The organism is Pseudomonas sp. SZ40 (genome assembly GCF_052958135.1).
In genome coordinates, this window is sequence record NZ_JBQWIF010000004.1 from 134,076 (window position 1) to 156,418 (window position 22,343).

Here is a 22,343-nt window from a genome sequence, read left to right on the forward strand (position 1 = left end):
CCAATAGGGAACTACGCATCGCGGCCTGCCAGCGTGTAATATCCACACGCTTTTTGTGCCTAGGACAGCCCGCGGTACGGCTCGCCTGCGCCCACGGCGACAAGGCCGCGATGGAATCGGAAGCTTTCGAAGAACGGATGATGCCCCTGCTGATCGGCGGCCTGGACGTTGACGAAGCCCCATCGGCGCACCAGCAAGAATGCACCACTACCCACACGCTCAGGAACTAGGCGCACGCCGCCACACCGCTTACTGCCTCGCCCCCATGGAGAAACACATGAACGCTACAGATCGCGTCATGCAGAGTTACGGACGCTGCTGTGCCAGCCCCGCCTTTTTCGACGATTTCTACCGATACTTCCTCGACAGTTCGCCGGCGATTCGCGAGAAATTCGTCAATACCGACATGGCAGCGCAGAAGCTGCTCCTGCGACAGGGCATTCTCAACCTAGTGATGCACGCCCGCGGCATGCCCGACAGCAAATTGCGCGCCCTGGGCTGCACCCATGCGCGGGCAGCCATGGACATCCGCCCGGAGCTTTACGATCTGTGGCTGGAGTCGCTGCTCAAGACCATCATGGAGCATGACAGACAGGCTGACACGGCAACCCTGCAGGGCTGGCGCGAGGTACTGATCAAGGGCATCAGCGTCATCAGGGCCGGATACGATGGCTGACAGAGGTCTAGTGCGTGAGCGTCGCCGGCACTTCCCGCCATTCGCCCGGCTGCAAACCCTCCAGCGACCAGGGGCCGATACGCACGCGCACCAGACGCAGGGTGGGTAACCCCACGGCAGCGGTCATGCGCCGTACCTGACGGTTGCGCCCTTCTCGGATCACCAGCTCCAGCCAGGCAGTCGGTACGCTTTTGCGAAAGCGCACCGGCGGGTTGCGCGGCCACAACTCAGGCTCATCGAGCAGACGGGCGTCGGCTGGCAGGGTCGGCCCATCGTTGAGCTGCACACCCGCTTGCAGTTGCTGCAACTGCTCGGCACTGGGCTCGCCTTCGACCTGCACCCAATAGGTCTTGGCCAGCTTGTGCCGGGGATCGGCGATCCGCGCTTGCAACTGACCATCGTTGGTGAGCAGCAGCAACCCTTCACTGTCGCGGTCCAAACGGCCAGCCGGATACACACCCGGCACCGCGACGAAGTCCTTGAGCGTGGCGCGCCCCTGATCGTCATTGAACTGGGTGAGCACGTCGAATGGCTTGTTCAGCACGATCAGGCGCGACTCGGCAGGCGGTGCCTTGGGCACACGATACGGACGGGACGCAGGGCGGGAAGGTCGGGACATGCAGCGAGGCCATCGAGAAAGCGAAGCGCGCAGTTTAACGTAAAGGATCAGCGCGCCCACTTCGATCGATGACCGGGGCATGCAGCGCCATCAGTTCGACGACCCAATCCATGAACACCCGCAACTTGGCACTGACGTGACGGTTCGGCGGATAGGCGATGTACATCGGCATCGGCTCGAACTGCCAGCCCTCGAAAACGGCGACCAGCTCGCCGTGCTGCACATGCTCGCGCGACATGTAGTTCGGCAGCCAAAGTACGCCCAGCCCCGCCAACCCGGCAGCCAGGTAGGCGTTACCATCGTCGAGCGCCAGTACATAACGGCCTTCCACGTCGACGCTTTCACCCTCGCGGTGCATCCGGTAGGAGAACAGCTTGCCGGCCCGCGCCCGCTTGAAACCGACGATACGGTGGTGGCTACCGGCGAGTTGCTGCGGGTGCTGGGGCGTGCCATATCGCTGCAGGTAACTGGGAGCGGCATACACTCCCGACTGCAGGTCGCCGATGCGGCGCGCCATCAGTGACTGGTCGGTGATCTCGCCGCCGCGGATCACGCAATCGACGTTCTCGCCCAGCAGATCGACGAGACGGTCGCTCGCCCCGAGATCGAGCTGGATATCTGGATAACGCGCATGGAAGGCCGGCAATGCCGGCACCAGAATCATCCGCGCGAACGGGCTGGGCACATCCACCCGCAGCCGCCCGCGCGGCATGCTGGTGGCATCAGAGAGACTGGTTTCGGCGTCGTCCATATCGGCCAGCAGGCGCACCACCCGCTCGTAATAGGCGGCGCCATCGGCAGTGACGTTGACCTTGCGCGTCGTACGGTTCAGCAGCCGCACCCGCAGCCGCGCCTCGAGCTGCTGCACCAACTGCGTGACACTGGTCTTGCTCATGTGCAGCGTATCGGCCGCCTTGGTGAAGCTACCGGCCTCCACTACCCGTGCGAAGGCCCTCATCGCGTCGAATCGATCCACTCTGCCACCGCTGATTGTTTGGGTTTGCCAAACAGTGTTGATCGAACTGGCCGGTTTATCCAGCGCAGCAGCATGCCTAGAGTGAACCCATCACTTCAACGGGGCGATTGCCCACAGGAGACAACATGACTACTCGCGACGTGGTTTTCCCCGCCGGCCGTCAGGCCCTTTATGAACGCAACCGCTATTCACCCGCCGTGCGCTCCAATGGTTTGCTGTTCGTATCCGGCCAGGTTGGCAGCCGCCCCGATGGCTCCCCCGAGCCGGATCTGAAAGCTCAGGTTCGCCTGGCCTTCGAGAACCTCAACGCGGTTCTCGAAGCGGCCGACTGCACTTTCGATGACGTCGTCGATGTGACGGTGTTCATCGTCAATCCCGAAGAACGCTTCGAGACCATCTGGGAGGTCGTTCCAGAATACTGGGGCGAGGCACCGCATCCGAACATCACCTGCGTGGGCGTGACTTGGCTGTATGGCTTCCAGTTCGAGATCAAGGTCATCGCCAAGCTGCCAACAGCCTGATCGAGGGGGCCGGGGCCGGTAACGGAGCGGACGGTCAGGCGCTCGCCGCAGCGGTGTGTGATACACTTTGCGGCAGCCAAAAGCTGCCCATCCGCCACCGCAGCCCCTACCGGAGCCGAGATTTTCGATGTCCGATACTGCCCCGACCAAACCCGTTGCCAGCGGCGACAAATTCCGTACTGCACAGGGTATTACCGCGATCAAGGACGGCCAGAAGCGCCGCGCCTCGACTGAAGCCAAGGTCTATGAGCCCAAGCCGAGCTGGTTGCGGGTCAAGGCGCCGGGCGGCAGCCGTTTCGAAGCGGTCAAGCGCAACGTCGGCGAGCACCGCCTGAGCACCGTCTGCCAGGAATCCCACTGCCCGAACATGGGTGAGTGCTGGTCCAACGGTACGGCGACGATCATGCTGATGGGCTCGGTCTGCACCCGCGCCTGCCGCTTCTGTGCGGTGGACACCGGTAACCCGAATGGCTGGCTGGACAAGGAAGAGCCACAGAATACCGCCAAGTCGGTGGAGCTGATGGCATTGCGTTATATCGTGCTGACCTCGGTGGATCGCGATGACCTGCCAGATGGTGGTGCCGCGCACTATGCCGCCTGTGTACAGGCGATCAAGGCCAACACACCGCAAGTGGTGGTGGAAGCGCTGACCCCCGATTTCGACGGCGACCTGCCCTCCATCGAGCGCGTGGTGGACTCCGGCCTCGAAGTGTTCGCCCAGAACGTCGAGACGGTCAATCGACTGACCCGTGAAGTACGCGACCCCCGCGCCGGTTACCGCAAGACCCTCGACGTGCTGGCCCACGCCAAGCGCCATCGTCCGGACGTGCTCACCAAAACCAGCCTGATGCTCGGCCTGGGCGAGACCGACGACGAAGTGTTCGAGGCGATGCAGGACATGCGCGCCGTGGGTGTGGATATCCTCACCCTTGGCCAGTACCTGCAACCCACCCGCAATCACCTGCCCGTAAAACGCTGGGTCAGCCCGGACGAATTCAACCGCTTCCGCGAGATCGGCCTGCAGATGGGCTTCATGGAAGTGGCGGCAGGCCCTCTGGTGCGTTCTAGCTATCGGGCAGACAAGGTGTTCGAGAAGAACAACCTGGGCCTTGCAGCACCCGTACCGGTGCCTGGCCAACAGGTCGACACCAGCCTGATTCCGGCGCTGAACGTCAACTGATCACCCGGCTATCGCCACGCTCAATCGTCCATGGCCTGGCGTTGAGCGCAGCGATACCCAGGCAGATCGATCTACGACAGCTGCGCTAGAGCAAAAGCCGCCCTTTAACACCCATACCCCAGGCGCTGACGAAGAGCCTGCTCGAGACGCTCGGCGACCTCGCCGAAAGTCGGCGGCGTGCCCAACTGATCCCTCAGTTGCGTCATCTTCAAGCCTGCATAGCCGCACGGGTTGATGCGCTGGAACGGGCGCATGTCCATATCGACGTTGAGCGCCAGGCCGTGAAATGAGCAGCCACGGCGCACACGCAGCCCCAGCGAAGCGATCTTGTCGCCATTGACGTAGACACCCGGCGCATCTGCCTTTGGCGCCGCCTCGACGCCGTAGCTCGCCAGAACGTCGACCAGCGCCTGCTCCATGGCACTGACCAACTCACGCACGCCCAGGTCCAGACGACGCAGATCCAGCATCAGGTAGGCCACCAGTTGGCCTGGCCCGTGATAGGTCACCTGCCCACCGCGCTCTACCTGGATCACCGGAATGTCACCAGGCGCCAGCAGATGCTCGGGCTTGCCCGCCTGCCCCTGGGTAAACACCTGCGGATGCTGCAGCAGCCAGATCTCGTCCGGCGTGGCATCGTCGCGCTCGGCAGTCAGGGTGCGCATCGCTTCCAGGGTAGGCAGGTAATCCACCACCCCGAGATGACGCACGATAAGGTCGGCTGCCGCCACTACAGCACCATTTGCACGCGGCCGGTGGCGCGCAGGTCTACATGGATAGACTGCAGCTGCTCGACGCCGGTAGCGGTGATCAGCACCTGCACGGACAGGAAGCGGCCGTTGCGGCTGTCCCGCGTGACCAGAGTGCCAGCATCGAGATCCGGCGCATGGCGCTGGATGACCTCGATCACCATGTCGGTGAAGCCGTCACCGGCCTCGCCGATCACCTTGATCGGGTAGTTCGGGCAGGGGAATTCGATTTTCGGAGCTTGTACGTCGGTATCGGTCATGATGTTCACTGATCCAAAATGAAACGCCCTCGGATCGAGGGCGTTCATCGCAACATGGGGGCGAGCCGTCAGTTAAACAACCCGTAGAAGAACAGCCGAATGCTATCCCACAGGCTGCGGAAGAAGCCACCTTCCTCGACGGCTTCCAACGCCACCAGATCGGCGCTGTGCACCACCTGGTCACCCATCTTCACCTCGACCTTGCCGATCACGTCGCCCTGAGCGATCGGAGCGGTGATCTGCGGGTTGAGGGTCATGCTGGCCTGCAGCTTCTCAAGCTGGCCCTTGGGCAGGGTCAGGGTCAGATCCTGAGCCAGACCAGCCTTGACCTGAGAGGTCTGGCCTTTCCAGACCTGCGCCTGGGCCAGCTCGGCGCCCTTCTGATAGAAGGTGCGGGTTTCGAAGAAGCGGAAACCATAGGTCAGCAGCTTCTGGGTTTCAGCGGCACGAGCACGTTCGCTGTCGGTACCGAATACCGATGTGATCATCCGCGCACCATCGCGCACGGCCGAAGCTACCAGGCAGAAGCCAGCTTCGTTGGTGTGGCCGGTCTTCAGGCCATCGACGGTACGGTCGCGCCACAGCAGCAGGTTGCGATTGGGCTGCTTGATGTTGTTCCAGAGAAACTCTTTCTGCGAGTAGATCGCATAGTGCTCGGCATCTTCATTGATGATGGCGCGCGCCAGGATGGCCATGTCATGGGCACTGGAGTAGTGCTCCGGGTGCGGCAGGCCGGTGGCGTTCATGAAGTGGCTGTTCTTCATGCCCAGGCGTTCGGCGGTGGCATTCATCATGTCCGCGAAGGCGTCCTCACTACCGGCGATGTGCTCGGCGATGGCGATGCTGGCGTCGTTGCCGGACTGAATGATGATGCCATGCAGCAGGTCGTCGACCGTGGCCTGACTGTTCACCGGCAGGAACATGGTGGAACCACCGGAAGCGGCACCACCGGTACGCCAGGCATGCTCACTGATGGTGACCATGTCCTGCTCGCCGATCTTGCCGTTGCGGATTTCCAGGGTGGCGATGTAGGCGGTCATCAGCTTGGTCAGGCTGGCTGGCGGCAGGCGCTCGTCACCGTTGTTCTCGACCAGGATGTTGCCACTGGCACCATCCATCAGCACGTAGGACTTGGCTGCCAGCTGCGGCGGAGCCGGCAGCGGCGCCTGGTTGGCCCAAGCGCTGGAGGCGCCGAGCAACGTAAGTGACAGGAAGATGTGTTGCGCGAAGCTGGTGATTTTCATCCGTCTCTCTAAATCGCTGATGGTCGAACAGGCCCTTGCGGGCAAATATGAACTGTCATCGCCGCACGGTGGCGGCGATTCACTGCTTAGTCAGGCGGCTGGCCAATTAGTTGCCAGTGTCGAAGGGCTACGCCCCTCAGTCCGCCTTGACCAGAGTCGCTTGCCCGAGGTTGGCGACGCGAATGCTGTCTCGCACTCGGTCAGCCTCGCCCTGGCTGTTGATCGGGCCCAGTCGCACGCGGTGCAGTATCTGCTGGTTGCGCACCACTGAGTTGATGAATACCGGGGCACTCACCGACTCGCTCAACTTGGCCTTCAGGAGCTCCGCAGCGTCGGGATTGGCGAAGGCTCCCACTTGGAGATACAGGCCAGACGCTGCGGCTGAAGCGTTTTTTTTTGAGTCGATCTGCACCGGCACGGTGACGGCGGCATGCTGCTGCGGTGGCGGCGAATACTGTTCGACCGGTGCGCTGGCGGCCTGCAACTGGGCAACCTGTGCGGGCTGGACCTTGGCCATCTGCGGCTGCGCCAGCACCATCGGCACCGGGCGGCCTTGCTGAGCCCACCATTCCGCCGGGTCGATGCCTTCGACATGCACCTGGGCGGTGCCCTTTTCCGCATAACCGAGCTTCTTGGCCGCAGCGAAAGACAGGTCGATGATGCGGTCGGAATAGAACGGGCCGCGGTCGTTGACCCGCAGGATCACGGACTTGCCGTTCTCCAGATTGGTCACTCGCACGTAGCTGGGCAGTGGCAGGGTCTTGTGCGCGGCGGTCATGCCGTACAGGTCGTAGGCCTCGCCGTTGGCGGTGGCCTGACCGTGGAACTTGGTGCCGTACCAGGAAGCCGGGCCCGTCGCCTTGTAGCGACGGGCATCGGAGATCGGGTAGTACTGCTTGCCGAACACCACGTAAGGGCTGGCTTTCACCGGGCCGTAATGCGGCATCGGGATGGCGTCCTGAATCTTCGAGACGTCAACGTCCCACCAGGGCGCGCCGTCTTTGTGCGGGCGGTTGAAATCACTTGGACCGGACATTCCCCCACTTGAAGCCTGCACCGGCGACGTGCCTGTCGGCGCGCGACTGGAAGAGCAACTGGCCAGCATCAGCGCAAGGATGCCGCACGCAGCCAGCTTGAACGGCAAACCCGTCATTGATTGGCACCTCGGGCCTGAACCAGCAACTCGGACAACTGATTGACCGCCATGGCGTACATCACACTGCGGTTGTAGCGGGTGATGACATAGAAGTTCGGCTGGCCGATCCAGTACTCGGCACCCTCGGCGCCTTCGAGGCGGAACGCGGTTACCGGCAGATCATCGGCCAATACGTCATTGCTCGACCAGCCCAGCGCGCGCAGCTCGCCTACGTTCTTTTCCGGATCGAGGCCGGCACTCAGGCCCTGCTCGGCCTGATCGCCCTTGACCGTGGCAAGACTAGCCACCGGTTGGCCCGGCTGCCAGTTGTGACGCTTGAAGTAGCTGGCAACGCTGCCGATGGCATCGGTCGGGTTGCTCCAGATATTGATATGCCCGTCGCCATCGAAGTCCACCGCATAGGCGCGGAAGCTGCTCGGCATGAACTGCGGCAGGCCCATGGCACCCGCATAGGAGCCTTTCAGGCTGGCCGGGTCGACCTGCTCTTCACGGGTCAGCATGAGGAACTCGCGCAGCTCCTTGCGGAAGAAAGGCGCACGTGGCGGGTAGTCGAAAGCCAGGGTCGACAGCGCGTCGATCACCCGGTAACTGCCCGTATTGCCACCGTAGGAAGTTTCCACGCCGATGATGGCGACGATGATCTCGGCAGGCACGCCGTATTCTTTCTCGGCACGCGACAGGGCTTCAGCGTGCTCGTTCCAGAACGCCACACCTTTGTTGATGCGTGCGTCGGTAATGAAGATCGGGCGATATTCCTTCCACGGCTTGACCCGCTCGGCCGGACGCGAAATGGCGTCGAGAATCGCCTGCTTGCGTTCCACACCGGTGAACAGCGTGCTCAGTTGCTCGCTGGCGAAGCCGTAGTCACGGGTCATCTCGGTGATGAATTCGCCGACTTGCGGCGAATTCGCGTACTCGTTGGCAGCCATCGCCTGTGGAGCCCCGAACAGGCCGGCAACCGCCAGCCACTGTGCATGTCGTGCGGCCCAGCCACGCAAAATCTGCATTGAATTCATAACCCCAATCAAGCCTGAGCGATCCACTTACGGTGCGTGTGGATGGACATCAGAATTCCGAAACCCGACAACAACGTAATCAATGACGTGCCGCCATAACTGATGAACGGCAGCGGCACACCCACTACCGGCAACAAACCACTGACCATGCCGATATTGATGAAGACATAGACGAAGAAGGTCATGGTCAAACCACCGGCGAGCAGCTTACCGAACAGTGTCTGCGCTTGCACGGTAATCACCAGACCGCGTGCAATCAACAGAATGTACAAGAGCAGCAACAGACAGACACCAATCAGTCCGAATTCTTCGGCCAGAACGGCAATGATAAAGTCCGTATGGCTCTCCGGCAAAAAGTCCAGGTGCGACTGAGTGCCGAGCAGCCAGCCCTTGCCGAACACCCCACCAGAGCCGATCGCGGCCTTGGACTGGATGATGTTCCAGCCGGCACCGAGCGGATCGCTCTCCGGGTTGATGAAGGTCAGTACGCGGCGCTTCTGGTAGTCATGCATGACGAAGAACCACATGGCCACGGCAATTGGCGCGATGGCTGCGACGGCACCCGCGATCCAGCGCCACTGCAGCCCGGCGATGAACAGCACGAAGGCACCGGACGCGAGAATCAGCAGCGAGGTGCCGAGGTCGGGCTGCAACAAAATCAGCACGAAGGGCGTGACGATCAGCCCGAGGCTCACGGCCACGTGCTTGAGGTTCGGCGGCAGCGTGCGCTTTGACAGGTACCAGGCCATGGTCGCCGGCATCAGGATCTTCATGAACTCCGACGGCTGGAAGCGGATGACCCCGGGGATGTTGATCCAGCGCGTGGCGCCCATGGCGTTGTGGCCCATGACGTCGACCACCACCAGCAGGCCAACGCCGCACAGGTAGCCCAGCGGTACCCAGCGGGCCATGAAGCGTGGCTCGAACTGGGCGATCACTACCATCGCCACCAGCCCGATACCGAAGGAACTGGCCTGCTTCATCAGCAGATCCAGGTTCTTGCCGCTGGCCGAATAGAGGATGAACAGACTGCCGGTGGCCAGCAGCAACAGCAGCAGCAACAGAATGCCGTCGATGTGCAGACGCTGCAGCAGGCTGGAGCGGCGACGCAGAACGTCGTCGGTGGAAAGCGTGCGGTCGAAGCTACCGGTCAGGCTCATGGATGCTTCACCTCTACGTTGAGCGGTGCCGTGGCACCGGGCGGGGCGTATTCGGCCTTGAGCTTACCGGTTTCGTCCAGCAGCCAGGCATCCATCACCTGCTTGACCACGGGCGCGCCGACGCCGGAGCCGGACTCACCGTTCTCGACCATCACCGCGACGACGATCTGCGGATTGTCCGCCGGGGCGAAACCGACGAACAGGGCGTGGTCACGATGGCGTTCCTGCACCTTGCTGCGGTCATACTTCTCGCCCTGCTTGATGGCCACGACCTGCGCCGTGCCACTCTTGCCGGCGATCCGGTAGGCCGCGGCATCGCCGACCTTGCGCGCCGTTCCCCGTGCACCGTGCATCACCGCCTCCATGCCGAGACGGGCGTAATCCCAGTACTTGGGATCACGCAGCACGATATCAGGAATCGGATCCGGATCATGGGGCAGACTGCCGTCGATGGTCCTCGCCAGGTGCGGGCGAATCCACTTGCCCTTGGTCGCCACCAGCGCGGTGGCCTGGGCCAACTGCAACGGGGTGGCCTGCATGTACCCCTGGCCGATGCCGAGGATCAGCGTCTCACCCGGATACCAGGGCTGACGATAACGCGCTCGCTTCCAGTCCCGCGAGGGCATCAGGCCGGCGGTCTCCTCGAACATGTCCAGAGACACCCGCTGACCAATCCCGAAGCGGGTCATGTAGTCGTGCAGGCGATCGATGCCCATCTTGTGGGCAAGGTCGTAGAAGTAGGTGTCGTTGGACCGCATGATCGCCAGGTTGAGATCCACCCAGCCATCGCCGGTACGGTTCCAGTTGCGGTACTTGTGGCTGTGGTTGGCCAACTGATAGAAGCCCGGGTCGAACACCCGTGAGGTCGGGGTAATGACCCCGGCATCCAGGCCGGCGACCGCCACCATCGGCTTGATGGTCGACCCCGGCGGGTACAGACCACGCAGCACACGGTTATAGAGCGGCCGATCGATGGAGTCGCGCAGCTCTGCATAAGCCTTGAAGCTGATCCCGGTGACGAAGGGGTTGGGGTCGAAACTCGGCTGACTGACCATCGCCAGCACCTCGCCGGTGGACGGCTGGATCGCCACCACCGCGCCGCGTCGACCGCCAAGCGCCTGCTCGGCGACTTCCTGCAAGTGCACGTCGAGGGTCAGCATCACATCCTTGCCAGGCAATGGGTCGGTGCGGTTGAGCACGCGCAGCACGCGGCCGCGGGCGTTGGTCTCGACTTCTTCGTAGCCGACCTTGCCGTGCAACTGGTCCTCGTAGAAACGCTCGATGCCGGTCTTGCCGATATGGTGAGTGCCGCTGTACTCGACCGGGTCGAGCTCCTTGAGCTCACGCTCGTTGATACGCCCCACGTAACCGACCGAATGGGCGAAATGCTCGCGCTGCGGATAGTGCCGCACCAGTTGCGCCACCACCTCGACGCCGGGCAGGCGGAACTGATTGACCGCCAGCCGGGCGATCTGCTCCTCGCTGAGCTCGAACAGCACGGGCACCGGCTCGAACGGCCGACGGCCCTGACGCACGCGCCGTTCGAACAGCTCGCGATCGTCGGGGGTGAGCTGCAACACCTCGACGATCACGTCCAGCACCTGCTCCCAGTCACCCGCCCGTTCGCGGGTCAGGCTGAGGCTGAAGCTGGGCCGGTTATCGGCGATGATCACCCCGTTGCGGTCGTAGATCAGCCCCCGGTTGGGCGGAATCGGCTGCACGTGGATACGGTTGTTCTCGGCCAGCGTGGAGTGATACTCGTACTGGATCACCTGCAGGTAATACATGCGGGCGATCAGCACCAGCGTCAGCGCCAGAAACACCGCGCCACCGACCAGCGCGCGCTTGCGAATGAGGCGCGCGTCCTTCTCGTGGTCTTTTAGGCGAATCGGCTGGGGCATCGGGACTGCTGACTACTTGTGATAAGGGTGACCGGACAACACCGTCCAGGCACGATAGATCTGTTCGCCGACCAGTATCCGTACCAGCGGGTGGGGCAAGGTCAGGGGCGACAGCGACCAGCGCTGCTCGCTGCGCGCCTGGACTTCCGGCGCTAGCCCTTCCGGGCCACCGACCATGAGGTTGACGGTGCGTGAATCGAGACGCCACTTGTCCAGTTCGACCGCCAACTGCTCGGTACTCCAGGGTCGCCCTTCGACTTCCAGGGTGACGATGCGTTCCCCGGGCTGCACCTTGGCCAGCATGGCTTCACCTTCCTGACGGATCATCCGCGCCACGTCGGCATTCTTGCCACGCGTGGTCAGGGGAATTTCCACCAGCTCCAGGGACAGCTCGGACGGCATGCGCTTGGCATACTCCTGCCAGCCATCTTCGACCCAGCGCGGCATGCGCGAGCCGACAGCGATCAGTTTGATACGCACGACCGGCTTACCTTACTCGCGCTCGACGCCTTGCTGCGCGCGGCTCTGCTCGGCACCCTGCCACAGACGCTCGAGGTCGTAGAACTGGCGAGCGGTCGGCAGCATCACGTGAACGACGATATCGCCCAGGTCGAGCAGTGCCCATTCGCCGCTGTCCAGGCCTTCGCTGCCGATCGGCCGCACGCCCTGTTCCTTGGTCTTTTCCAGCACGTTGTCGACCAGCGACTTGACGTGACGGCTCGAGGTACCGCTGGCGATCACCATGTAATCGGTGATGCTGGTCTTCTCGCGCACATCGATGGTGGTGATGTCCTGCGCCTTGATCTCTTCCAGTGCTGCGATGGCCACTTTGACCAGGTCTTCACTGTGCATGGTTTGCTTCGTCATAACTAACTCGTTTGCCTCGTGTTCGATTTACCCACGGTACAGTCCATGGGCATTGATATAAGCCAGCACCGCATCGGGCACCAGAAAGCGCACCGACCGGCCATTCGCCAGTAGCGAACGGATTTGCGTGGCAGACACCGCCAGCGGTGTCTGCCAGATGAAAGAAATCTGCCCCGCCGGCCCGTGCAGCGCCAGCGGGTCGGCGATATTACGCGCTGCCAGCAGGTCACGCAGCGGTTCGCTTGCCTCGCTGTCGGCATCCGGGCGCTGCAACACCAGAATATGGCAGTGGCGCAGCAACTCGTCCCAACGGTGCCAGGCTGGCAAGCCGCAAAAGGCATCCCAGCCCAGAATCAGAAACAACTGGTCGTCCGCTGCCAGCTCGGCACGCAGCGACTCCAGGGTGTCGATGCTGTAGGACGGCTTGTCACGCTGCAGCTCGCGATCGTCCACCCGCAACGATGGCAATCCCGCCACGGCGTGCTCGACCATCGCCAGGCGGTCCTGCGCCCCGACCTGCGGGGTTTCCCGGTGCGGCGGCCGCGCACTGGGGATCAACCGCAACTCATCCAGCCCCATGAACTCGACCACCTCCAGCGCGCCGCGCAGATGGCCGATATGCACCGGATCGAAGGTACCGCCCAACAGCCCGATGCGTTTGCGGTTGGCCATCAGGTGCGCACGTGACCGTCGCCGAATACCACGTACTTCTCGCTGGTCAGCCCTAAAAGACCAACCGGACCACGGGCGTGCAGTTTGTCGGTGGAAATGCCGATCTCCGCGCCCAGGCCGTACTCGAAACCATCGGCGAAACGCGTCGAGGCGTTGACCATCACCGAACTGGAGTCCACCTCGGTAAGGAAACGCCGGGCATCACTGAAGTTTTCGGTGATGATCGCGTCGGTGTGCTGCGAGCCGTAGGTATTGATGTGTTCGATGGCCGCTTCCAGCGAATCGACCACGCGGATCGCCAGGATCGGTGCGTTGTACTCGGCATACCAGTCGTCTTCGCTGGCTTCCAGTACGTCGTTGCCCAGCAGCGAGCGGGTCTGCGCGTCGCCACGCAGCTCGACGCCCTTGTCACGATAGATGGCCGCCAGCGGCGGCAGCACGCGTGCAGCGATATCGGCATGCACCAGCAGGGTTTCCATGGTGTTGCACGGCGAATAGCGCTGAGTCTTCGAGTTGTCGCAGACGCGGATGGCCTTGTCGAGGTCAGCGGCGATATCGACATAAACGTGACAGACACCATCCAGATGCTTGATCACTGGCACCTTGGCTTCGCGGCTGACGCGCTCGATCAGCCCCTTGCCGCCACGCGGCACGATCACATCGACGAATTCCGGCAAGGTGATCAGCGCGCCCACGGCGGCGCGGTCGGTGGTTTCCACGACCTGTACCGCACTGGCCGGCAAGCCGGCTTCTGCCAGGCCAGCCTGAATGCAGCGGGCGATGGCCTGATTGGAATGAATGGCCTCGGAGCCGCCCCGCAGAATGGTGGCGTTGCCGGACTTCAGACACAGGCTGGCCGCATCGATGGTCACATTGGGCCGCGACTCGTAGATGATGCCGATCACGCCCAGCGGCACGCGCATCTTGCCGACCTGAATGCCGGACGGCAGATAACGCATGCCCTGGATCTCGCCAATGGGATCGGGCAGCGTGGCAACCTGACGCAGGCCTTCGATCATGCTGTCGATGACCTTGGGGGTCAGCGCCAGACGATCGAGCATGGCCGGCTCGAGGCCGTTGGCACGGCCAGCGGCGAGATCCCGTTCATTGGCGGCAACCAGCTCGGCGCGCGAGGCGTCGAGTGCGTCGGCAGCGGCCTGCAGGGCCTGGTTCTTCTGTGCGGTGCTGGCCCGCGCGAGCACGCGCGAAGCCTGGCGGGCGGCACGGCCCAGGCGGGTCATGTAGTCAAGCACGGACTCGGTCATGGCAACTCAGGTCTGGCAGTTGGAAAAAGTTGCTGATTATAGCGGTCATGCCGCTCCGCGCACAGCGGCGCCTGGCAGATGGTTGTTTCCAGCTGCAAGCGGCGAGCCGAAGCCGATTGCGACATACGCGCATCTGCCTCTCTGCCGGGCCTTGTTGCTATGATCGCCCGCGCCAGCCCGGCCAACCATGACGTACATGGCGAAGGAACCGCTTTTCGGATGGATGGGTCGAAGGCTGCGATTTCTCATTTATAAGGTGTCCATACATGGGCGAGTGGCTCGATAGTCTGACTACCTGGCTTGCGGCCAACCCGCAATGGCTGGGCCTGGCGATCTTCCTGATCGCCTGCATCGAATGCCTGGCCATCGTCGGCATCATCGTTCCCGGCACCGTACTGCTGTTCGCCGTCGGCGTGATGGCCGGCAATGGCGCCCTGAGCCTGTGGGAAACCCTGGCGCTGGCGTACTTCGGCGGCCTGCTTGGCGACGCCATTTCCTACGCCCTGGGTCGTTACTTCCACCAGGACATCCGGCGCCTGCCGGGCCTGCGCAGCCATCCGCAGTGGCTCAGCGGCGCGGAAACCTACTTCGAACGCTATGGTGTCGCCAGCCTGTTGCTCGGCCGCTACATAGGCCCGCTGCGGCCGATGCTGCCGATGGTCGCTGGCATGCTGAGCATGCCGATCGGCCGTTTCATCGCCGTCAGCATGCTCGCCGCCGCAGGCTGGGCAGTCGCCTACCTGGTGCCGGGCTGGGCCGCCGGCGCCGCCCTGCGCCTGCCGCTGCCCGAGGGCTTCTGGCCCCAGGCCGCGGTGGTCGCCGCAGGCCTGGCACTGCTGCTGGTACTGACCATCCAGAGCAGCCTGCGCGAACAGCGACAGGCCAGCCTGATCGCGGCGGGCCTTGGCACCATTCTGCTGATCGCCCTGTTCATCGGCTGGCCGCATCTGATCCAGCTGGATCAGGGCCTGATGACGCTGATCCAGGAAGAGCGCAACCCGCGCTTCGACTACGTAGCGGTGGCGATCACTCACTTCGGCGACTTCGACGTGCAGTTGGCGGTCGCCGCCCTGCTCTGCGTGTTGCTGCTGCTTGCCCGCAAATGGCAGGCTCTGCTGTTCGCAGGCGGCGCCATGCTCAGCACCGCCCTGGCCAATGGCACCCTCAAGGGGCTGTTCGAGCGCGCGCGCCCTGAAATCCTGCTCGAGCCCCTGCACACCTACAGTTTTCCCAGCGGACACAGTTCGGCGGCCTTCGCATTCTTCCTGGCCACCGCCGTGCTCGCTGGCCGTGGGCAACCTGCGCGCCTGCGCCTGACCTGGATACTGCTCGCCTGCCTGCCGGCACTCAGCATCGCCCTGTCGCGGGTCTATCTGGGCGTTCACTGGCCGAGCGACATCATCGCTGGCGCCCTGCTGGCCAGCAGCCTGTGCGCAATGAGCCTGGCGCTGATGCAGCGTTTCGCCTCGCTGCCTCCGCTGCCAGCCAAGGTCTGGTGGATGATCGTGCCAAGCTGCGCCCTGCTGCTCACCAGCATGGCGCTGTGGCGAATGTCGGAAGGTGTGGAGATCTACCGTTATTGAGCCGGACCGTCGCCCTGCAGTTGCTCGACCAGTTCCTGCAGCATGTCCAGCCGCCGAGTGGCGTCTGGCTCGGCCAGCAAGGCGATTTTCTGCTCAGCACTGAACGGCAGTAGATAGCCGAGCTTGTCGGCCAGTTCGGCCTGGCTGTCGGCGCTGCCGCCCATGTCCAGGCTGGCGACCATCGGGTGCTCGGCCAGGGCGCCCAGCAGTGCCTGCAGGTCGGCGTGTTCCTCGTCCAGCGGGCGCTGGGGCTGCTCTTCGAGCCACTCGATCCGAGCCAGCGTCAGTTTGTCCGGCAGCACCTGAGCCTGATTGACGCGGAACCGTCGGCCGCCCTGCACGCGAATGCCCAGCAGGCCATTGGGACGCTGCTGGAAATCACTGATGATCGCTTCGCAGCCCACCTGCGCGATGCGCTCGGCAGCGTCGCCCACCTCGGCCCCCTCGACGATGCACACCACGCCGAAGCCTTCGCCCTGCTTCATGCAGCGGCTGATCATGTCCAGATAGCGTGCTTCGAATATCTGCAGATCCAGCACGCAGCCGGGAAACAGAACGGTATGCAGCGGAAACAGGGGTAGGGTCATTGCGGTTCTCAATTCAGGAAGACGATTGCCAATGGCAGCAGGATGGCCGTGAACACGCCCATCAGGCTCATGGCCAGAGCCGCGAAGGCGCCACATTCCTCGCTTTCCTGCATGGCTCGCGAGGTGCCGACCGCATGGGCGGTCATGCCCAGGGCCATGCCCACGGCGGCGTGGTGATGGACGCCACACCAGCGCAGCAGCGACGGCCCGATGATCGCCCCCAGCACGCCGGTGATCATCACGAACACCGCGGCCAGCGCCGCCAAGCCGCCGATCTGGCTGGCCACCAGCATGGCGATTGGCGAGGTCACCGACTTGGGCGCCATGCTCATCAGCATGTTGTGCTCGGCACCCAGCATCCAGGCCAGCGCGACACCAAGGACGGTAGCGACCACCCCGGCGATCAGCAGGGTCAGCACGGTGGGCCAGAATACCTGACGGATACGTCGCAGGTTGAGGTACAGCGGCACGGCCAGCGCGACGGTGGCAGGGCCCAGGAAAATGGTCAGCGCCTCGGCACCGCTCTTGTACTCGCTGAAGGTCAGCCCACAGAGCAGCAGAATGGCGATGACCAGCAGGGTCGATACCAGTACCGGCTGCAGGAATACCCAGCGGGTTTTCTCGTAAGCAGCGATAGCCAATTGATAGGCGCCGAGGGTGATGCCGGCGCCGAACAGCGGGTGGTGGGTGACGGCCATCCAGGCGCCGTGCCAGTCGAGCGTCATCCCTCCCCCCGGCGGCGCGTCTGGCGCTCGATCAGTTTCTGCATCATCCAGCCGGCGAACACCAGGGACAGGATCAAGGAAAGCACCAGCGCACCGATCACCGCCCAGAAGTCGGCGACGATCGCCTCCGCGTAGGCCATCACCCCGACGGCAGGCGGCACCAGCAACAGCGGCAGGTATTTGAGCAGGCTGCCGGCGGCCTGCTGGATCGGCTCGTCGACCTGACCACGACAAAGCAGAAACACAACCAGCAGCAGCATGCCGAGAATCGGCCCTGGCAGCATGGGCAGGAACAGCGCATTGATCGCCGTGCCGAGCAGTTGGCACAGCACCAGCCAGAACAGGCCACGAAGCAGCATGAAGACTCCCCTCAGACGCTGGGCAGGTGCCCCAAGCGGGACGCACCACCCTACAAGGCGGCCATTATAGGCAGGTAACGGCGGCGGCTTAACAGTGGCCGTGACTCATCGGCAGGGGCGCCCTGGCTGCCTGGGCGTGGGCGGACGCTTTGCGGCATACTGGCCGCATCGCTCATCCGACCTGGACGTCCCCGCATGTTTCGCCTCGCGCCCCTGGCTCTGGTTCTCTCCCTCGCCGCCTGCAGCCAGAGCACGCCCCTTCTACCCCCCGATGCGACGCTGCCGGACGGTTCGCGCTATCACGGCAATGTGGTCGACGGCCTGCTACAAGGCAAGGGCCGTCTGGATTACCCCGACGGCAGCTGGTTCACCGGATACTTCCTCGACGGCCTGCGCCACGGTGGCGGTGAATGGCACGGCGCCAGTGGCGAGCATTATGTCGGCGAATTCGTCGCAGGCACATTCGAGGGCCAGGGCACGCTGAAGCGCGCAGACGGCAGCCGCTATAGCGGCGGCTTCGCCAAGGGTCGCTTCAGTGGCGAAGGCACGCTGGAGGAAGCCGGACAGACTTACCGTGGGCAGTTCCGTGATGGCCGCTTTCACGGTCTGGGTACGCTCGAACAAGCCGACGGCAGCCGATTTCAGGGCCAGTTCGTAAAAGGCCTGCCCGACGGCCAGGGCGTGCATCAGGACGAACTCGGCAATCAGCTCTCTGGCCACTTCGTGAGTGGAGAACTCAAGGGCGACGGCAACTACCAGGGCAGCGACGGCGACAGCTACGACGGCGAACTGCGCAACAGCCTGTTCCACGGCAAAGGCCGCTACCAGAGCGCAGCGGGCAATGTCTGGAGTGGCACCTTCGCTGAGGGCGCGCTCAACGGCAAGGGCGAGTACACCGGCGCCGATGGCGAGCGCTACCACGGGCAGTTCAAGGAGTGGCGTTATCAGGGCGAAGGTCACCTGCAGCAGCCTGATGGCAGCCGCTTCGACGGCGGCTTCGCCAACGGCCGCTTCCATGGCGAAGGCACCCTGACCCTCGCCGACGGCAGCCGCCAGCAAGGCACTTGGCGGCGCGGCCTGCGCGTGCGTGACGAAAACGGCCAGGCCCTGCCGGACCCGCTGGAAATCGGCCTGCTGAAACAGGGCGAATTGCTCGACCAGGCCATCGCCGCACTGCCAGCGTCCACTCCACGCAGCGAACTCTACGCCCTGACCCTGGCCGGCGACGGCAAGCAGAGCGTGTTCCTGCGCGAGGCCGACTACGTCGCCGACCTGCTCGCAGGGCGCTTTTCCGCCTATGGCCGCATCACCCTGGCCAACCACCGCGATCACCTGGCCGACCGCCCGCTGGCAACCCGGGAAAACCTGCGCCGCGCGGTACGCGCCATCGCCGAACGCAGCGGTCCGGAAGACCTGGTGTTCATCTACCTGACCAGCCACGGCTCGCGGGGCCATGAACTGAACCTGGATCAGCCACGCCTGCAACTGGCCGACCTGCCCGCCGACGAGTTGGCGACACTGCTGCAACCGCTGGCCGATCGCCACAAGGTGGTGGTGATTTCCGCCTGCTACTCCGGGGGCTTCATCCCCGCCCTGAAGGACGACAAAACCATGCTGATGACCGCTGCACGGGCTGACCGGGTGTCGTTCGGCTGCTCGGAAGAAGCCGACTTCACCTATTTCGGCCGCGCGCTGTTCGCCGAAGCCCTGCAGGAGACAGACGACCTGCAACGCGCCTTCGAGCTGGCCAGCGCTGCCGTCGCCAAACGCGAGCAAGCCGACGGTTTCGAGCCGTCCGAGCCGCAGATATGGGCGCCGCCTGCCGTACTGGAGCACTGGAATGCCCTGCGTCGACAGCAAAGCGAAGCGGCCTTGAACGATAAATCCGCCGCCGCCCTCTAAACTACGTATCGAACAGCAGTCGAGGATCGACCATGTATCTGACCCCCCAGCACATTCTTCTGGCAGGCGCCTCCGGCATGACCGGCGAACACCTGCTCGACCGTTTGCTCAACGAACCGACCGTAGAGCGTGTGCTGGCCCCGAGTCGCAGGCCGCTGGCCGAACATCCCCACCTGGAAAACCCGGTCGGGGAACTGCTCGAGCTGCTGCCCACGCTGGATGGCACCGTGCAAACGGCGTTCTGCTGCCTGGGCAGCACCATCAAACAGGCGGGTTCGCAGGATGCCTTCCGGGCGGTCGATCACGACCTGGTTGTGGCTTTCGGCAAGCGCGCCCTTGAACTGGGCGCGCGGCACTTAGTGGTGGTCAGCGCGATTGGCGCGGACCCGCGCTCGTCGGTGTTCTACAACCGCATCAAGGGCGAAACCGAAGAAGCGTTGAAGGCCCAGGGCTGGCCGCAACTGACCCTGGCCCGCCCCTCCCTGCTGCTTGGCCCACGCAACGAGTTCCGCCTCGGTGAACGCCTGGCGGCGCCCTTCATGCGCTGGCTGCCAGGCAAGCACCGCGCCATCGAAGTGACCGCCCTCGCCCGCGCGTTGTGGCGCCTGGCTCTCGAAGAAGGTGAAGGATTGCGAGTGGTCGAGTCGGACGAACTGCAGCGTCTCGGCCGCTGACCGGCTGGATGGGATGGCGCCGCACAGGCGGCGCCACATTCCCTCAGAACAATCCCAGCACCCATGCAACGCCAAGCAACAACAGCGAGAAGATCCACATCCACCAGAAGGAATAGCGGATGTGCTGGCCCATCTCCAGGCGAGCCAGGCCCAGTGCCAGCCACAAGGCCGGCGAGAACGGGCTGATGAAGGTGCCGATGATGTTGCCGATCATCAGCGCGTAGACCACGCTGGCGGCTTCCACGCCATGGCTGTCGACCACTTCCAGTACCACGGGCAGCAGGCCGAAGTAATAGGCGTCGGTGCTGAGCAGGAACTCCATGGGCAAGCCGAAGAACCCCAGGATCAGGTGCAGTTGCCCGACCATGGGCTCGGGCAGCACCTTGACCAGATCCTGGGCGATCGAAGACAGCATTCCGGTGCCAGCCAGAATGCCGAGCATCGAGCCTGCTGCCAGAATGATCATGCCCATGCTCAACGCCGCCGGGGAATGCGCGGCTATGCGCTGCATCTGCAGCTTGCCGTTCGGGTAGTTGATCAGCAGCGCCAGGCTCAGGCCGATCATGAACACGTAGCCTGCTGGCAGGATGCCGGTGAACAATGACACCAGCACGCACAGGAACAGACCGGCATTGATCCACATGCGCCCCGGTCGCTCGAGGGCAAGCTCTTCTGCGCTGATCTCGCCGGGGTTGCCGGTGTGATCATTTTCGCCATCCTCGATAAGGGTGCCGCCAGTGCTGGCGATACGGCGCTGCTCGCGCCAGCCCAGCAAAGCCGCCATCACCACCAGCAGCACCACCCCGACGCCCTGGACGGCGATCAGCGGCCGCCACAGTTCGGTGACCTCGATACCGGTGACCGCTGCCGCACGCCCCAGCGGGCCCGCCCAGGGCACCATGTTGAGGATACCGGCGCCGATGGCCAGCAGCATCAGCATCAGATACGGACTCATGCGCAACTGCTTGTACAGCGGCAGCAGCGCAGGAATGGTCAGCAGGAAGGTGGTCGCCCCGGCACCATCGAGGTGCGCGAGCATGCCAATGATGGCGGTAGCGACGGCAACGGCGATCACATTGCCGCGGGTCAGTTTGACCATGAAACCGATGATGGGCCGGAACAGCCCCGTGTCCTGCATCACGCCGAAAAAAGTGATGGCAAAGATGAACATGGTGGCGATGGTGATCACTCGACCTACGCCGTCGGTGAAGAACACCGAGATTTCCGTCGGCCCGAAGCCGGCACAGAAAGCCCCCAGCAGCGGCACCACGATCAATGGCAGTACGGGCGACATACGCCCACTCAGCAGCAGTGCAACCAGGCTGAAGATGGTCAACAGGCCAATCAGGGTCAACAAACCGATTTCTCCTCTTTTTCTTGTGTGAGTCGGTGCGGGCACGGACACGAGGCGCGGACTCTAGAAAGCCAACCTTTCGCGAACCTTTATGATCGGCTTATCTAAGCCCATGATTTGTCAGTGAATATGTAGCAACCAGAGGTAACACTTCACTGTACTTGCTAAGCTGGACGCCCTTGCCAACCCGTGGAGTTTCCTCATGCCCTCTAACAGGACTGCCTTGATCATCGGTGCCTCCCGCGGCATCGGCCTGGGCCTGGTGCGCCAGTTGCACGCCGACGGCTGGCAGGTCACCGCCACGGTGCGTGATCCCGCCCGGGCCATCGATCTGCAGGCACTGCAAGGCGTGCAGATCGAGTCACTGGATATCGACGACGCGGCCGCGCTGCGGCTGCTGACGCAGCGGCTGAGCGGGCAGGTGTTCGATCTGCTGTTCGTCAACGCCGGGATTCTCGGCCCGAGCCACCAGTGCGCTGCGGCCGCGACGGCTGAAGAACTGGGCCAGCTGTTCCTGACCAACGTGGTGGCGCCGATTCGCCTGGCCGAGAAGCTGGTGGGTCAGCTGCGACCACAGACCGGGGTGCTGGCGTTCATGAGCTCGGGGCTGGGCAGCGTGGCCAATCCGGAGGGCAATAACCTGGCGCTGTACAAGGCCAGCAAGGCGGCGCTGAACTCGCTGACCAACAGCTTCGTCTGCGAATTGCCGGAACCGCGCCCGACGGTGCTGTCACTGCACCCGGGCTGGGTGAAGACCGACATGGGCGGCGATGGTGCCATGGTTGAAGTGGTCGACAGCTGCCGCGGTCTGATCGAGCAGGTAGAACGCTTTGCCGGCCAGGGCGGCCACCACTTCGTCGACTATCAGGGTCAGAAGATCGATTGGTAATGACCATG

Annotated in this window: 25 protein-coding genes; 7 read left to right on the forward strand and 18 right to left on the reverse strand. The window is 63.6% G+C overall.

The annotated features are described in order from the left end of the window. Positions 1–59: 59 nt before the first annotated feature. Entirely contained in the window at positions 60–236 is a 177-nt protein-coding gene (locus ACT9T4_RS05635) for a hypothetical protein (protein WP_179539946.1), read from the reverse strand. 41 nt (positions 237–277) lie between these two features. Here ACT9T4_RS05635 and ACT9T4_RS05640 point away from each other — a divergent pair, with 41 nt between their 5' ends. Next, on the forward strand, positions 278–676 hold the full coding sequence (locus tag ACT9T4_RS05640; protein WP_042554871.1) for a globin: 399 nt from the start codon (positions 278–280) through the stop codon (positions 674–676). Positions 677–683: 7 nt separating this feature from the next. Here ACT9T4_RS05640 and ACT9T4_RS05645 read toward each other — a convergent pair whose 3' ends face one another. Continuing rightward, a complete protein-coding gene (locus tag ACT9T4_RS05645; protein ID WP_179540168.1) occupies positions 684–1,256 on the reverse strand; it encodes a pseudouridine synthase in 573 nt (190 codons plus the stop codon). A gap of 73 nt (positions 1,257–1,329) precedes the next feature. Further along, positions 1,330–2,271: a LysR family transcriptional regulator gene (locus tag ACT9T4_RS05650; RefSeq protein ID WP_499115927.1), complete on the reverse strand. Its 942-nt coding sequence runs from the start codon at positions 2,269–2,271 to the stop codon at positions 1,330–1,332. Positions 2,272–2,396: 125 nt separating this feature from the next. On the opposite strand from ACT9T4_RS05650, the gene ACT9T4_RS05655 reads away from it, so the two are divergent. Both ACT9T4_RS05655 and lipA read left to right on the forward strand, forming a co-directional pair. Beyond that, the gene (locus ACT9T4_RS05655; RefSeq protein ID WP_042554868.1) at positions 2,397–2,792 is read left to right on the forward strand and encodes a RidA family protein; all 396 of its coding nucleotides are present in this window, start codon (positions 2,397–2,399) and stop codon (positions 2,790–2,792) included. A gap of 127 nt (positions 2,793–2,919) precedes the next feature. Next, positions 2,920–3,972, forward strand: coding sequence for a lipoyl synthase (gene lipA / locus ACT9T4_RS05660; RefSeq protein ID WP_042554867.1), 1,053 nt, complete (start codon positions 2,920–2,922; stop codon positions 3,970–3,972). 104 nt (positions 3,973–4,076) lie between these two features. On the opposite strand, the gene lipB is transcribed toward lipA, so the two are convergent. From lipB to ACT9T4_RS05715, 11 genes are all read right to left on the reverse strand, one after another. Next, positions 4,077–4,703 (reverse strand): lipoyl(octanoyl) transferase LipB, encoded by a 627-nt coding sequence (gene lipB, locus ACT9T4_RS05665; protein WP_042554866.1) that lies wholly within the window; start codon positions 4,701–4,703, stop codon positions 4,077–4,079. After that, a complete protein-coding gene (locus ACT9T4_RS05670; RefSeq protein WP_042554865.1) occupies positions 4,703–4,981 on the reverse strand; it encodes a DUF493 domain-containing protein in 279 nt (92 codons plus the stop codon). The genes lipB and ACT9T4_RS05670 overlap by 1 nt, the downstream gene beginning before the upstream one ends. A 68-nt stretch (positions 4,982–5,049) precedes the next feature. Continuing rightward, a complete protein-coding gene (locus tag ACT9T4_RS05675) occupies positions 5,050–6,225 on the reverse strand; it encodes a D-alanyl-D-alanine carboxypeptidase family protein (protein WP_042554864.1) in 1,176 nt (391 codons plus the stop codon). Positions 6,226–6,361: 136 nt separating this feature from the next. After that, on the reverse strand, positions 6,362–7,378 hold the full coding sequence (locus tag ACT9T4_RS05680) for a septal ring lytic transglycosylase RlpA family protein (protein ID WP_042554863.1): 1,017 nt from the start codon (positions 7,376–7,378) through the stop codon (positions 6,362–6,364). Continuing rightward, positions 7,375–8,388 (reverse strand): lytic murein transglycosylase B, encoded by a 1,014-nt coding sequence (gene mltB, locus ACT9T4_RS05685; protein WP_042554986.1) that lies wholly within the window; start codon positions 8,386–8,388, stop codon positions 7,375–7,377. Before mltB ends, ACT9T4_RS05680 begins: the two co-directional genes overlap by 4 nt. Positions 8,389–8,405: 17 nt before the next feature. Further along, on the reverse strand, positions 8,406–9,509 hold the full coding sequence (gene rodA, locus ACT9T4_RS05690) for a rod shape-determining protein RodA (protein WP_179540167.1): 1,104 nt from the start codon (positions 9,507–9,509) through the stop codon (positions 8,406–8,408). A 44-nt stretch (positions 9,510–9,553) separates the two neighbouring features. Next, the gene (gene mrdA, locus ACT9T4_RS05695) at positions 9,554–11,458 is read right to left on the reverse strand and encodes a penicillin-binding protein 2 (RefSeq protein ID WP_179539939.1); all 1,905 of its coding nucleotides are present in this window, start codon (positions 11,456–11,458) and stop codon (positions 9,554–9,556) included. Positions 11,459–11,470: 12 nt separating this feature from the next. Continuing rightward, positions 11,471–11,938 (reverse strand): 23S rRNA (pseudouridine(1915)-N(3))-methyltransferase RlmH, encoded by a 468-nt coding sequence (rlmH, locus tag ACT9T4_RS05700; RefSeq protein WP_042554860.1) that lies wholly within the window; start codon positions 11,936–11,938, stop codon positions 11,471–11,473. Positions 11,939–11,950: 12 nt separating this feature from the next. Then, entirely contained in the window at positions 11,951–12,310 is a 360-nt protein-coding gene (rsfS, locus tag ACT9T4_RS05705; protein WP_042554985.1) for a ribosome silencing factor, read from the reverse strand. Positions 12,311–12,352: 42 nt separating this feature from the next. After that, positions 12,353–12,997, reverse strand: a complete 645-nt coding sequence (gene nadD / locus ACT9T4_RS05710) for a nicotinate-nucleotide adenylyltransferase (RefSeq protein WP_499115929.1) — start codon at positions 12,995–12,997, stop codon at positions 12,353–12,355. Continuing rightward, positions 12,997–14,262: a glutamate-5-semialdehyde dehydrogenase gene (locus tag ACT9T4_RS05715; protein ID WP_499115931.1), complete on the reverse strand. Its 1,266-nt coding sequence runs from the start codon at positions 14,260–14,262 to the stop codon at positions 12,997–12,999. Before ACT9T4_RS05715 ends, nadD begins: the two co-directional genes overlap by 1 nt. A 266-nt stretch (positions 14,263–14,528) precedes the next feature. Here ACT9T4_RS05715 and ACT9T4_RS05720 point away from each other — a divergent pair, with 266 nt between their 5' ends. Then, positions 14,529–15,845 (forward strand): bifunctional DedA family/phosphatase PAP2 family protein, encoded by a 1,317-nt coding sequence (locus ACT9T4_RS05720; protein ID WP_499115933.1) that lies wholly within the window; start codon positions 14,529–14,531, stop codon positions 15,843–15,845. On the opposite strand, the gene ACT9T4_RS05725 is transcribed toward ACT9T4_RS05720, so the two are convergent. Genes ACT9T4_RS05725 through ACT9T4_RS05735 form a run of 3 tightly spaced genes read right to left on the reverse strand, consistent with a single transcriptional unit; the run spans position 15,839 to position 17,516 of the window. Continuing rightward, positions 15,839–16,432, reverse strand: a complete 594-nt coding sequence (locus ACT9T4_RS05725) for an LON peptidase substrate-binding domain-containing protein (protein ID WP_499115935.1) — start codon at positions 16,430–16,432, stop codon at positions 15,839–15,841. The genes ACT9T4_RS05720 and ACT9T4_RS05725 overlap by 7 nt on opposite strands. A gap of 8 nt (positions 16,433–16,440) precedes the next feature. Continuing rightward, positions 16,441–17,157: an LrgB family protein gene (locus ACT9T4_RS05730; protein ID WP_042554855.1), complete on the reverse strand. Its 717-nt coding sequence runs from the start codon at positions 17,155–17,157 to the stop codon at positions 16,441–16,443. Further along, positions 17,154–17,516 carry a CidA/LrgA family protein gene (locus tag ACT9T4_RS05735; RefSeq protein ID WP_499115937.1) on the reverse strand — a complete coding sequence of 121 codons (363 nt, stop codon included), beginning with the start codon at positions 17,514–17,516 and terminating at the stop codon, positions 17,154–17,156. The genes ACT9T4_RS05730 and ACT9T4_RS05735 overlap by 4 nt, the downstream gene beginning before the upstream one ends. Positions 17,517–17,711: 195 nt before the next feature. Between ACT9T4_RS05735 and ACT9T4_RS05740 the strand changes: the two genes are divergently transcribed. Together ACT9T4_RS05740 and ACT9T4_RS05745 are read left to right on the forward strand one after the other, a co-directional pair. Continuing rightward, complete coding sequence (locus ACT9T4_RS05740; RefSeq protein WP_499115939.1) at positions 17,712–19,418, forward strand: C13 family peptidase; 1,707 nt, start codon at positions 17,712–17,714, stop codon at positions 19,416–19,418. Between the two features lie 32 nt (positions 19,419–19,450). Then, positions 19,451–20,092, forward strand: coding sequence for an oxidoreductase (locus ACT9T4_RS05745; protein ID WP_499115941.1), 642 nt, complete (start codon positions 19,451–19,453; stop codon positions 20,090–20,092). Positions 20,093–20,135: 43 nt separating this feature from the next. Here the strand turns inward: ACT9T4_RS05745 and ACT9T4_RS05750 are convergent, their stop codons facing one another. Beyond that, on the reverse strand, positions 20,136–21,449 hold the full coding sequence (locus ACT9T4_RS05750; RefSeq protein WP_179539936.1) for a CitMHS family transporter: 1,314 nt from the start codon (positions 21,447–21,449) through the stop codon (positions 20,136–20,138). Between the two features lie 199 nt (positions 21,450–21,648). Between ACT9T4_RS05750 and ACT9T4_RS05755 the strand changes: the two genes are divergently transcribed. After that, positions 21,649–22,335 (forward strand): SDR family oxidoreductase, encoded by a 687-nt coding sequence (locus tag ACT9T4_RS05755; protein WP_179539935.1) that lies wholly within the window; start codon positions 21,649–21,651, stop codon positions 22,333–22,335. The last annotated feature ends 8 nt before the right edge of the window (positions 22,336–22,343 follow it).

Excerpts from the sequence above, each read along its gene's own strand:
- ACT9T4_RS05640 (WP_042554871.1), top strand. The coding sequence starts at position 278 with ATGAACGCTACAGATCGCGTCATGCAGAGTTACGGACGCTGCTGTGCC.
- ACT9T4_RS05655 (WP_042554868.1), top strand. The coding sequence starts at position 2,397 with ATGACTACTCGCGACGTGGTTTTCCCCGCCGGCCGTCAGGCCCTTTAT.
- lipA (WP_042554867.1), top strand. The coding sequence starts at position 2,920 with ATGTCCGATACTGCCCCGACCAAACCCGTTGCCAGCGGCGACAAATTC.
- ACT9T4_RS05670 (WP_042554865.1), bottom strand. The coding sequence starts at position 4,981 with ATGACCGATACCGACGTACAAGCTCCGAAAATCGAATTCCCCTGCCCG.
- ACT9T4_RS05675 (WP_042554864.1), bottom strand. The coding sequence starts at position 6,225 with ATGAAAATCACCAGCTTCGCGCAACACATCTTCCTGTCACTTACGTTG.
- ACT9T4_RS05680 (WP_042554863.1), bottom strand. The coding sequence starts at position 7,378 with ATGACGGGTTTGCCGTTCAAGCTGGCTGCGTGCGGCATCCTTGCGCTG.
- mltB (WP_042554986.1), bottom strand. The coding sequence starts at position 8,388 with ATGCAGATTTTGCGTGGCTGGGCCGCACGACATGCACAGTGGCTGGCG.
- mrdA (WP_179539939.1), bottom strand. The coding sequence starts at position 11,458 with ATGCCCCAGCCGATTCGCCTAAAAGACCACGAGAAGGACGCGCGCCTC.
- rsfS (WP_042554985.1), bottom strand. The coding sequence starts at position 12,310 with ATGCACAGTGAAGACCTGGTCAAAGTGGCCATCGCAGCACTGGAAGAG.
- nadD (WP_499115929.1), bottom strand. The coding sequence starts at position 12,997 with ATGGCCAACCGCAAACGCATCGGGCTGTTGGGCGGTACCTTCGATCCG.
- ACT9T4_RS05715 (WP_499115931.1), bottom strand. The coding sequence starts at position 14,262 with ATGACCGAGTCCGTGCTTGACTACATGACCCGCCTGGGCCGTGCCGCC.
- ACT9T4_RS05720 (WP_499115933.1), top strand. The coding sequence starts at position 14,529 with ATGGGCGAGTGGCTCGATAGTCTGACTACCTGGCTTGCGGCCAACCCG.
- ACT9T4_RS05725 (WP_499115935.1), bottom strand. The coding sequence starts at position 16,432 with ATGACCCTACCCCTGTTTCCGCTGCATACCGTTCTGTTTCCCGGCTGC.
- ACT9T4_RS05730 (WP_042554855.1), bottom strand. The coding sequence starts at position 17,157 with ATGACGCTCGACTGGCACGGCGCCTGGATGGCCGTCACCCACCACCCG.
- ACT9T4_RS05735 (WP_499115937.1), bottom strand. The coding sequence starts at position 17,516 with ATGCTGCTTCGTGGCCTGTTCTGGCTGGTGCTGTGCCAACTGCTCGGC.
- ACT9T4_RS05740 (WP_499115939.1), top strand. The coding sequence starts at position 17,712 with ATGTTTCGCCTCGCGCCCCTGGCTCTGGTTCTCTCCCTCGCCGCCTGC.
- ACT9T4_RS05745 (WP_499115941.1), top strand. The coding sequence starts at position 19,451 with ATGTATCTGACCCCCCAGCACATTCTTCTGGCAGGCGCCTCCGGCATG.
- ACT9T4_RS05755 (WP_179539935.1), top strand. The coding sequence starts at position 21,649 with ATGCCCTCTAACAGGACTGCCTTGATCATCGGTGCCTCCCGCGGCATC.